Annotated in this window: 11 protein-coding genes; 7 read left to right on the top strand and 4 right to left on the bottom strand. The window is 32.5% G+C overall.

The features are described from left to right. Both Q0409_RS06680 and Q0409_RS06675 read right to left on the bottom strand, forming a co-directional pair. Positions 1 to 259: 3-hydroxyacyl-CoA dehydrogenase NAD-binding domain-containing protein (locus Q0409_RS06680; protein ID WP_298536316.1), on the bottom strand; the 259-nt coding region annotated here is incomplete at its 3' end. A 172-nt stretch (positions 260 to 431) separates the two neighbouring features. Continuing rightward, positions 432 to 884 (bottom strand): MarR family winged helix-turn-helix transcriptional regulator, encoded by a 453-nt coding sequence (locus Q0409_RS06675; protein ID WP_298536314.1) that lies wholly within the window; start codon positions 882 to 884, stop codon positions 432 to 434. Positions 885 to 1,159: 275 nt separating this feature from the next. On the opposite strand from Q0409_RS06675, the gene Q0409_RS06670 reads away from it, so the two are divergent. The 3 genes from Q0409_RS06670 (at position 1,160) to Q0409_RS06660 (ending at position 3,606) form a co-directional block, all read left to right on the top strand. Further along, positions 1,160 to 1,957 (top strand): 2-amino-3,7-dideoxy-D-threo-hept-6-ulosonate synthase, encoded by a 798-nt coding sequence (locus Q0409_RS06670; protein ID WP_298536312.1) that lies wholly within the window; start codon positions 1,160 to 1,162, stop codon positions 1,955 to 1,957. Positions 1,958 to 2,025: 68 nt separating this feature from the next. After that, a complete protein-coding gene (locus Q0409_RS06665; protein ID WP_298536310.1) occupies positions 2,026 to 3,156 on the top strand; it encodes a 3-dehydroquinate synthase II in 1,131 nt (376 codons plus the stop codon). A 327-nt stretch (positions 3,157 to 3,483) separates the two neighbouring features. Next, positions 3,484 to 3,606 carry a hypothetical protein gene (locus Q0409_RS06660; RefSeq protein WP_298536308.1) on the top strand — a complete coding sequence of 41 codons (123 nt, stop codon included), beginning with the start codon at positions 3,484 to 3,486 and terminating at the stop codon, positions 3,604 to 3,606. A 355-nt stretch (positions 3,607 to 3,961) separates the two neighbouring features. Here the strand turns inward: Q0409_RS06660 and Q0409_RS06655 are convergent, their stop codons facing one another. Beyond that, positions 3,962 to 4,483 (bottom strand): nitroreductase family protein, encoded by a 522-nt coding sequence (locus Q0409_RS06655; protein WP_298536307.1) that lies wholly within the window; start codon positions 4,481 to 4,483, stop codon positions 3,962 to 3,964. A gap of 221 nt (positions 4,484 to 4,704) precedes the next feature. Between Q0409_RS06655 and hemL the strand changes: the two genes are divergently transcribed. The 4 genes from hemL to uppS all read left to right on the top strand — a co-directional run bounded on the left by hemL (position 4,705) and on the right by uppS (position 8,567). Further along, the gene (hemL, locus tag Q0409_RS06650; RefSeq protein ID WP_298536305.1) at positions 4,705 to 5,970 is read left to right on the top strand and encodes a glutamate-1-semialdehyde 2,1-aminomutase; all 1,266 of its coding nucleotides are present in this window, start codon (positions 4,705 to 4,707) and stop codon (positions 5,968 to 5,970) included. Between the two features lie 130 nt (positions 5,971 to 6,100). After that, entirely contained in the window at positions 6,101 to 6,643 is a 543-nt protein-coding gene (locus tag Q0409_RS06645) for a flavodoxin family protein (RefSeq protein ID WP_298536303.1), read from the top strand. Between the two features lie 193 nt (positions 6,644 to 6,836). Beyond that, positions 6,837 to 7,628 carry a methanogenesis marker protein Mmp4/MtxX gene (gene mtxX / locus Q0409_RS06640; protein ID WP_298536301.1) on the top strand — a complete coding sequence of 264 codons (792 nt, stop codon included), beginning with the start codon at positions 6,837 to 6,839 and terminating at the stop codon, positions 7,626 to 7,628. 174 nt (positions 7,629 to 7,802) lie between these two features. Beyond that, a complete protein-coding gene (uppS, locus tag Q0409_RS06635; RefSeq protein ID WP_298536299.1) occupies positions 7,803 to 8,567 on the top strand; it encodes a polyprenyl diphosphate synthase in 765 nt (254 codons plus the stop codon). A 188-nt stretch (positions 8,568 to 8,755) separates the two neighbouring features. On the opposite strand, the gene Q0409_RS06630 is transcribed toward uppS, so the two are convergent. Next, positions 8,756 to 8,975 (bottom strand): hypothetical protein (locus Q0409_RS06630; RefSeq protein ID WP_298536297.1); only part of this gene is annotated, 220 nt, incomplete at its 5' end.

Raw genomic sequence — 8,975 nt, 5'->3', positions numbered from 1 at the left:
CTTTCAATGCATCTATTTCTTCATCGCTAAGGTCAGGAGTTTTGCTGAATCCTCTGCAGTATGCAGATTTGTCGGTTTTCATTGCTTCGAGAGAGTTGAGGTAGATGTTCAACAATCTTTCGAATTTAGGTTTTGCCCTTTCGATTGAGCCTTCGCTTCTAAGCCAAACGGTTACATCAAAACCGCAGAAAGCGGATTGATAAGCGATTTGACTACCGAGTACTCCTCCACCAGCTACTACAACTTTTTTAATATCCATTTTTATCACCAAGTAATTTTGTTATAAACTATATGGAATAAAAAAATCAAAAAAATAAAATATAGTTTACTTGTATACTATTATAAAAATTAAGATATTTAAAATTTTTTAAATGATTTTAAAAAAAGAGTTTGTTGGATATAATTATTACAAAAAATAAAAAATAATTAATTCATTCCCAATCATTCAATTCAGCAGACTTGAATGCCAAGTCAATGAATGTCTTGAAGAATTCGTCATCAAGCTTATCCAATCCCATTTTCTCTTCCCACTCATTATTGATTTCTTCGAGAATTGGGATAAGATCCTTTCCTTTTTGGGATAACTTTAGGATATTATGCCTTTTGTCTACTTTTGACTGCTGCCTGATTATGATTCCATTGGATTCCAATTTCTTGATAGCTTTAGTTATTGCTCCTTTTGTAATGTAAAGGCTATCTGATAAATCCTTTTGATTCAGGTTTTCCTCATTGTAAACTCTAAGCATGCATAATACTTGAATCAAATTCAAGTCGTACTGTGCCAAGGCATTGTTTAGATAGGTTTTATGATTCTTATGAAAGATAAATAAAAGGTCTCCTAAACGATTGTAATCATAAAATCCATCATTTGTTTTTTCGCTCATCATATTCTTTTTTTATTACTACAGTTATTTAAAAATAACTAAAATAAGTTAATGTATTCTGTATTTTCATTCAATTTCAAAAAGATTTAAATATAAAAAATTACAAAATAATTATTGTATTTAAAAATACATTAATGTATAAAAATATACATTAGATTTCATATAATTTTTCAAACCATAATAAAACTTTTATATTTTATCATTAAATATTTAAATGGTAACTTAAATTATATAAAATTTATATAATTTAATTATATTAAAAGGAGACTAATCTTATGACTGAAATAGGAAAAAGAATTCGTTTAGAAAGGATTTTCAATAGAAAAACCGGAAGAACCGTAATTGCTCCTATGGACCATGGTGTATCAAGTGGTCCAATCAAAGGAATAATTAACATGGATGAAACCGTTGAAAGCATCTCCCAAGGTGGAGCAAATGCAATATTGATGCACAAAGGTATCGTAGGACTCGGACACAGAGGATACGGTAAGGATATCGGTCTTATTGTACACTTGTCTGCAAGTACCTCATTAAGCCCAGATCCAAACAACAAGGTAACTGTAACCAGTGTTGAAAAGGCTATCCAATTAGGTGCAGATGCAGTGTCCGTGCATGTGAACATCGGTTCTGAAACCGAACCTGAAATGCTTATGGAACTTGGTGAAATCTCTGAAACCTGCAGTTACTGGGGAATTCCACTTTTAGCAATGATGTACCCAAGAGGTCAAAAAGTGGAAAACGAGCATGATGTTGAAATGGTAAAGCATGCAGCACGTGTAGGTTCCGAGCTTGGTGTAGACATTGTAAAAACTAATTATACCGGTGATCCAGACACATTCAAGGAAGTAGTGGATGGAGCATTAGTGCCTGTAGTCATTGCAGGAGGACCTAAAGTTGAAACAGACAGGGAACTTTTAGAGATGGTAAAGGATTCCCTTGAAGTTGGAGGAGCAGGTGTAGCATTTGGAAGAAACCTTTTCCAAGCTGAAAACCCTGGAAAAATCACAAGAGCTATTTCAGAAGTAGTTCACAATGATTTGGATGTTGAAGAAGCATTGAAATTCCTCGATTAAATAAATCATATTTATAAATTGTTCGTTGGTATTAACAATCAAAACTAGAAAATTTAAGGAGATTAAAATTGTCAAATAAATTCGCTTGGATTATGTCCCCAAAAGCAGATTGGGACGATAAGAAAGAATTCATCACAACAGCACTTGAATCAGGAATCGATTACGTTCTTGATACAGAAGACAGTGAAAACATCAGAAAAGTTGGAAACTTCAAGATAATTTCCAATGTAGAAGATGCTGACATTTATTTGGTTGGAATTGACGGTGAAGGAGACGGCACTCTTGAGCTTAAGGACAACTTGAATGAATCAGCAGATTTAGCTAAAGCAAATGAAGCTAAAAACAGTGGAAAAACTGTCTGTGCCTATATAGTCATTACCGACAAGTTGCATGAGCAATTGGCAGTGACATTAGGCAGAGTTGTTGATTATATAATCCTTGTAGCAACCGATTGGACAATCATTCCCCTTGAAAACATCATTGCAGACCTTCAAAAGGAAAATGTAAATATAATAGCTGCTGTAAAGACTGCTGATGATGCAAAAGTGGCTATGGAAACCTTGGAAGTGGGCACTGATGGTGTCATATTCGAGCCACAAGAATTTGCACAGATTAAAGACATTGCCAACTTGATTGATGAGCTTTCTACAGAAAGCTATTCCTTAAAGGACTTGACAATCACCAATGTTGAGCCAGTAGGCTCTGGAGACAGAGTATGCATTGACACAACAACCATGATGAAGCCTGGAGAAGGAATGTTAATTGGTTCTTACTCTAAAGCAATGTTTTTCATTCACAGCGAAAGCTTAGAAAGCGAATATGTGGCATCAAGACCATTTAGAGTTAATGCAGGGCCTGTACAAGCTTATGTCATGGTTCCAGGAAACAAGACAAGATACCTAAGTGAACTTGAAACAGGTGATGAGGTATTGATTGTTGATAAGGATGGAAAGACCAAAAAGTCTATTGTAGGCAGATCCAAGATAGAAAAAAGGCCTCTTCTTTTGATTGAAGCGGAATATGAGGATATGAAAATAAGGTCATTGGTTCAAAATGCAGAAACCATAAGATTAGTCGATGAAAATAATGAACCTATTTCCGTTTCAGTTCTAGAGCCTGGAATGAAAGTCAAAGGATTTATTGACGATAGCGCAAGACATTTTGGTATGGCTATTGATGAACAGATCATTGAACAATAACTTTTTTTAGATTCTTAAGGGCAATTGCTCTTAAATCATTTTTTTTAATTTTTTTTTAACTATTTTTACTTTTTTTTTAACAAATTTAAATCAATATTATAACAAGATTGTTATAATATTATAATGATTTTAAATCAATATTATGGTTAAATAAGAATTTTTAAGGATTTATATTAAAAATAAACTATAAATAAAAGTAATTATATATTTTTATACCTAAATGTAAACTCTTTAAGTCCAGGAGGTGATATTATGCATTTTTGCTTTATTGCCATGAATTTGATTCATGATTATTTGAAGAAAATTCCCTCTGGCAAGTCTATAAAAATGGGGGTTCATTATGTCTATCCAATCAAAGATTTGGTTGGCACTGGTCATGTATCTCATTTATTTGTGGTGCATGGCCTTTATCATCATAATGATTGTATACAAATTGTTATGAGGTCATAATGCCCCTTAAATTGTAGGAAAAAACATTATTGCAAGATTTTGTTTTTTAACAACTGCACCAAGTTGTTCTTGAGTTTCCTTTGGCTTGCAAAGCTCACATCCTGCAATTTAAAAAACCATTAAAAAAATTTAAATATCATTTTATTCATATTCATTATTAGAGTTTAAAAGTTTATTCATTAAACTTTTGACCCAACATTTTTATAGACTTTCAATATCTATTTGGTGTATTGTAGGATTTTTATCCTGCAATGTAGATATTGGGAATGATTTGAATCTTAATCCATTGGGATTAGATTCATAAATCATTTTTTTAAAAAATAAAAAATATGATTATTGCTCTTTTTTTAACATTTTAACGAAGATAATGGACTTTTTCCTTATCGATATCATCAAGGCTGTAAGCTTCCATATGCCCATCTTCTATTCCCAAAGCCAATATTCCAACTATTCTAAAGTAATCATCAATTCCTAAAATGTCACGAACAAGGTCTTCTGATGATTTTCCCAATTTGGATTTTCTTAAATGGATTTGAATCCAGCAGCTTCCAATATCCTGTTCTGCTGCCATCAAATGCATGAATGCTAAAGCTATTGAGGAATCTTCTATCCAGGTATCTGAAATCTCGCCGTTTGCAATTACAGCTATTGCCTTATTAGCATCCTTTACAAATGAAGCTCCAAATGCTTTTGATTTGCTTATTTCCTTTAATGTTTCCTTGTTTTCAATAACTAAAAAATTGCATGGCTTTAGGTTTCTGCTTGTTGGGGCAAGGAGTCCTGCCTGCAATATCCTGTTTAGCTTTTCTTTTGGAATCTCTTCATCAGTATATTTTCTTACACTTCTTCTTTTAAGCATTATATCCAATAAATCCATTCTATCATCCTTTAAAATTAGTTATTTGTTTATTTCTTGAATTGATTTTTATAGTTTATCATATTAAACTTTTTATAAAATAGAAATAACTGCTTAATTATCATATTAAACTTTTTATAAAATAGAAATAACTATTAATTAAGATAAATAAACTATATTATATCAAAATTGATTTATGATTAAAATTATTCATTTAAATTAAACTTATAGGAATTATTATCATGAATAGCGAAGAATTATTTAAAATAAGTAAAACTATCACTCCTGGAGGAGTAAACTCTCCAGTACGTGCTTTTGAACCTTATCCATTCTTTGTAAAGGAAGCAAAAGGTTCTCACATTAAAGACATTGACGGCAACGATTATGTTGACCACTGTTTGGCTTATGGTCCTATCTTGCTTGGTCATAGCGATGACGATGTCATGAATGACGTTTTTGCACAGATGCAAAAGGGAACCGCTTATGGTGCTCCTACTGAAAATGAGGTCAAATTGGCTCAAGAAATTATCGACAGGGTTCCATGTGCTGAGATGGTTCGTTTCGTAAACTCTGGTACTGAAGCTACAATGGCTGCAATCAGACTTGCAAGAGGATTTACAGGCAAGGATAAGATAGTCAAGTTTGAAGGATCTTATCATGGGGCTCATGACTATGTGCTTGTAAAATCAGGTTCCGGTGCAGCATGTCTTCCTGATTCCGCTGGAATTCCAGTGGAAACAACACAAAACACCCTTTCCGTACCATTCAATGATGTTGATGCATTGACCAAATTGATTGATGAGGAAGGAGAAAACATTGCTTGTATAATCGTAGAGCCTGTTATGGGAAACATAGGATGTGTAGAACCTAATGTAAAATTCTTGAAATTCCTTAGGGAAATCACAGAGGAAAATGATATCATATTGATCTTTGATGAAGTTATCACTGGTTTCAGAGTCTCTCGTGGTGGAGCTCAAGAGTATTATGGTGTCAAACCTGATTTAGTCACTTTTGCTAAGATATTAGGCGGAGGATTCCCAATTGGAGCTTATGCCGGTAAAAAGGAAATCATGGAACTCATTGCACCTAATGGTAAAGTCTATCAGGCAGGAACCTTTAGCGGAAACCCTGTTTCAGTTCAAGCAGGTCTTTCCACATTAAAGAAATTGGATTATGTATTCTATGGTGAATTGGCAAGAAAAGGAGACTTCTTGAGAGACAATATGAAAGACATAGTTGAAGACTTGAAATTGGACTTGCAGGTTGTAGGGCTTGCATCAATGTTCCAAATCTACTTCAATCCAGAGCCAGTTCTCAATTATGAAATAGCTAAAAAGTCAGATACCAAAAGGTTCTTGGTATACTTCAGAGAATTGCTAAAGAACGGTGTATTCATTCCACCTAGCCAATTCGAATGTAATTTCATCTCTGGTGCACATACTGAAGAGGACTTGGTAAAGACATCAGAAGCTATTGAATCTGCATTGAAAGTGGCTTGGGAAAAATAGGTAAAAATAGATTAGATTAACCTATTTAACTAAAAAAACTATATATAATCGTAAAATAAACTATTAAATGTAATTAATAATCATTTAAATTATTAAATACTGATTTAAATATTTCGGAGGAAGAAAAAAAATGAAAATTATTGCATTGCAAGGAAGTCCACGTATCGGTGGAAACTGTGACGTATTAATGGATGAAATGATTAAAGGGGCAGAAGAAAACGGTCATGAAGTAGTTAAATACTACCTCGAAGAAGAAGACATTGCAGGCTGTAAAGCATGTATGTTCTGTGCTGAAAACCCTGACTGTGTACGTGAAGACGATGGTAACAAGATTATCAATGAATTGGTTGCAGCTGATGGTGTAATCTTTGCAACTCCTATCTACTATGGTCAAATGACTGCACAAGCAAAAACCATTATCGACCGTTTCTATGCAATCGGTCAAAACCCAAATAAAAGCTTAAGCGGTAAAGCTGCTCTTATCTTTACTGAAAACCAACCTGAAGGAACCTACGAAGCATACATTGAATTGACTAAATTCTCTCCATTCACCTTTATGGGATATGAAGTTATCGGTCATGTAGATGCCGGTAGTGCTGGTCCTGCAGGAATCGTTGCAGAAGAACAAGAAGACAAATTAAAAGAAGCTTACGAATTAGGTAAACAATTCTAAGTTTATCTATTTCTCTTTTTTTCTTTTACTTTATTTTATCTATTTTTAATTTATTTTATCCACTATTTTTTCTAATTATTCTACTTTTACTATTTCTAACTATTTCTAACTATTTCAAACTATTTTTAACAAATTAATTCTCGTTTTGATTTTTTATAAAACTATAAATTAAATAATGAATAAAACAATTACTATGATTAGAATAGTGGCTGGTTTAGGAGAAAATGAAAACATCATTAAGGCTTCTAACGAACTCAATGAGATTGATGATTTGGAAATATCTTTAGTTGAAACTGAAGATGAACTTATAGAAGCATTTAAGAATCAAGAGATTGATGCAGTTATCAGAGGATCTCTTAAGGCATCTAAAGTCATAAAAGCCATTAAAGAGTTCAAATCAGATAAAACAATAAACAGAACCACTTATATCAATACAGAAGATGAAAAAGGTTTTTCCAGTAATTATGAATTTCTCCTTGCTCCTGTAGGAATTGATGAAGGAAAGAACATTGAAGAAAAGGTGACATTAGCTATTCAAGCAGCTAATTTCATTCAATACCTTGGCAAGAAGCCTAAAATAGCTGTTTTGGCTGAAGGAAGAAAGGATGATTTGGGAAGAAGCGAAAGAATCGATGAAAGCCTAATATCTTCTGATAAATTGACAAACAGATTAATTGAGACTTTCAAGGAATTGGATAACTTTGATAATGATAGTGATGAGATATCCAAGAATTATTCAATTAAAAACTATTATATTCTCTTGGAACAAGCCATTGAAGACGGATATAACATTATTCTTGCAAATGATGGCATCTTTGGAAACATCATGTTCAGGACACTAGTGCTTCTAGATAAATGGCCAAGCTATGGTGCAGTAACACTTGGAATAGATGAGATATTCATTGATACAAGCCGTGACCAAACTGTAGAAGGTTATGTAAGAAGCTTAAAGTTAGCTTATAGATTAGCTAAATTGAGAGAATAATCCTATTTTTTACTTTTTTTAAAACTCTTATTCCTAAAAATTTATATAAAACTATTTAAATTATTTTTTTTATATATATTACTAATAGAATTACTTCATTAAGTAATAGTTAAATAAAATTAAGGAAATTTTTTCAAAAATAAAAAAATAAAAAAATATTTATGGGGAATGCTTGTGCCACCACAATTTTTATATACACTTTATGAGAAGCGTCTTTTAAAGGAATTAGACCCTGAAAGGATGCCAAGACATGTAGCTATTATCATGGATGGTAATAGAAGATACTCCAAGATACAAGGAAATATGGAGGTTATCAAAGGCCATGAAATTGGTGTAGATACCTTGGAAAAGGTTCTTGACTGGAGTATTGATTTAGGAATTGAAATTGTTACAGCTTATGCCTTTTCAACAGAAAACTTCAACAGGCCTCAGAAGGAAGTTGAAGGATTGATGAATCTTTTCGTAAAGAACTTCAAGAGGATTGTAAGTCATGAAAAGATCCATAAGAATAAGGTTAGAGTAAAGGTAGTGGGCAGAACTGAACTTTTGCCTGATAGCGTTAGAGAAGCTATTATGGAAGCTGAGGAATCTACAAAGGACTATGACGAAAGATTGTTCAATTTAGCTATTGGATATGATGGCCGTTTGGAAATTGTAGATGCAATCAAAAAAATCTATAAGCAAGTGGAAAACGGCGAGATTTCCATTGATGATATCGATGAGGATATGGTCAGCAAGAATCTTTACACTGAAGGTCTTGAAGATCCAAGTCTCATTATTAGGACAAGTGGAGAAGAAAGACTTAGTGGTTTCCTCTTATGGCAATCTTCTTACTCCGAGCTTTATTTCTGTGATAGCTTATGGCCAGAGTTAAGGAAAGTTGACTATTTAAGAGCCATTAGAGATTATCAAGCAAGAGATAGACGTTTTGGAGTTTAAGCTCTTTAAATTAATTAATTTTTTATTCTTTTTTTCTTTTAATTTAAATTTGCTATTTATTTTTTATGATGATAATATAACACATGCAATGCATGAAAAAAAGAGTATTTGGCATTTTTTTTTAAAAAAAAAGAAAAAGTATATTTGACTAATTTAAAATTAATCAAATATACAACTATTTTTATTTTTTATCCTTCTTCTGTGTATTTTTTATGAATATAACCTAATAATATCAATCCCAATATTGAAAGCACTAGCCATATGGTTGAATTGTCAGGGATATCTTCAATATTTTTTATTTTCTTTTCGATATAATACGAATCTTTATGCATATCCTTTAGTCCATTTTTTTGGTTTGCAGATGCTGATGCACTTGCAATGCTTATGCCTGAAGTTCCAACTGTGTAT

Source organism: uncultured Methanobrevibacter sp. (assembly GCF_937898925.1).
GTDB lineage: Archaea > Methanobacteriota > Methanobacteria > Methanobacteriales > Methanobacteriaceae > Methanobrevibacter.
Note: the sequence above shows the minus strand (reverse complement) of the source record. Positions and strands in the feature narration are given on the sequence as shown.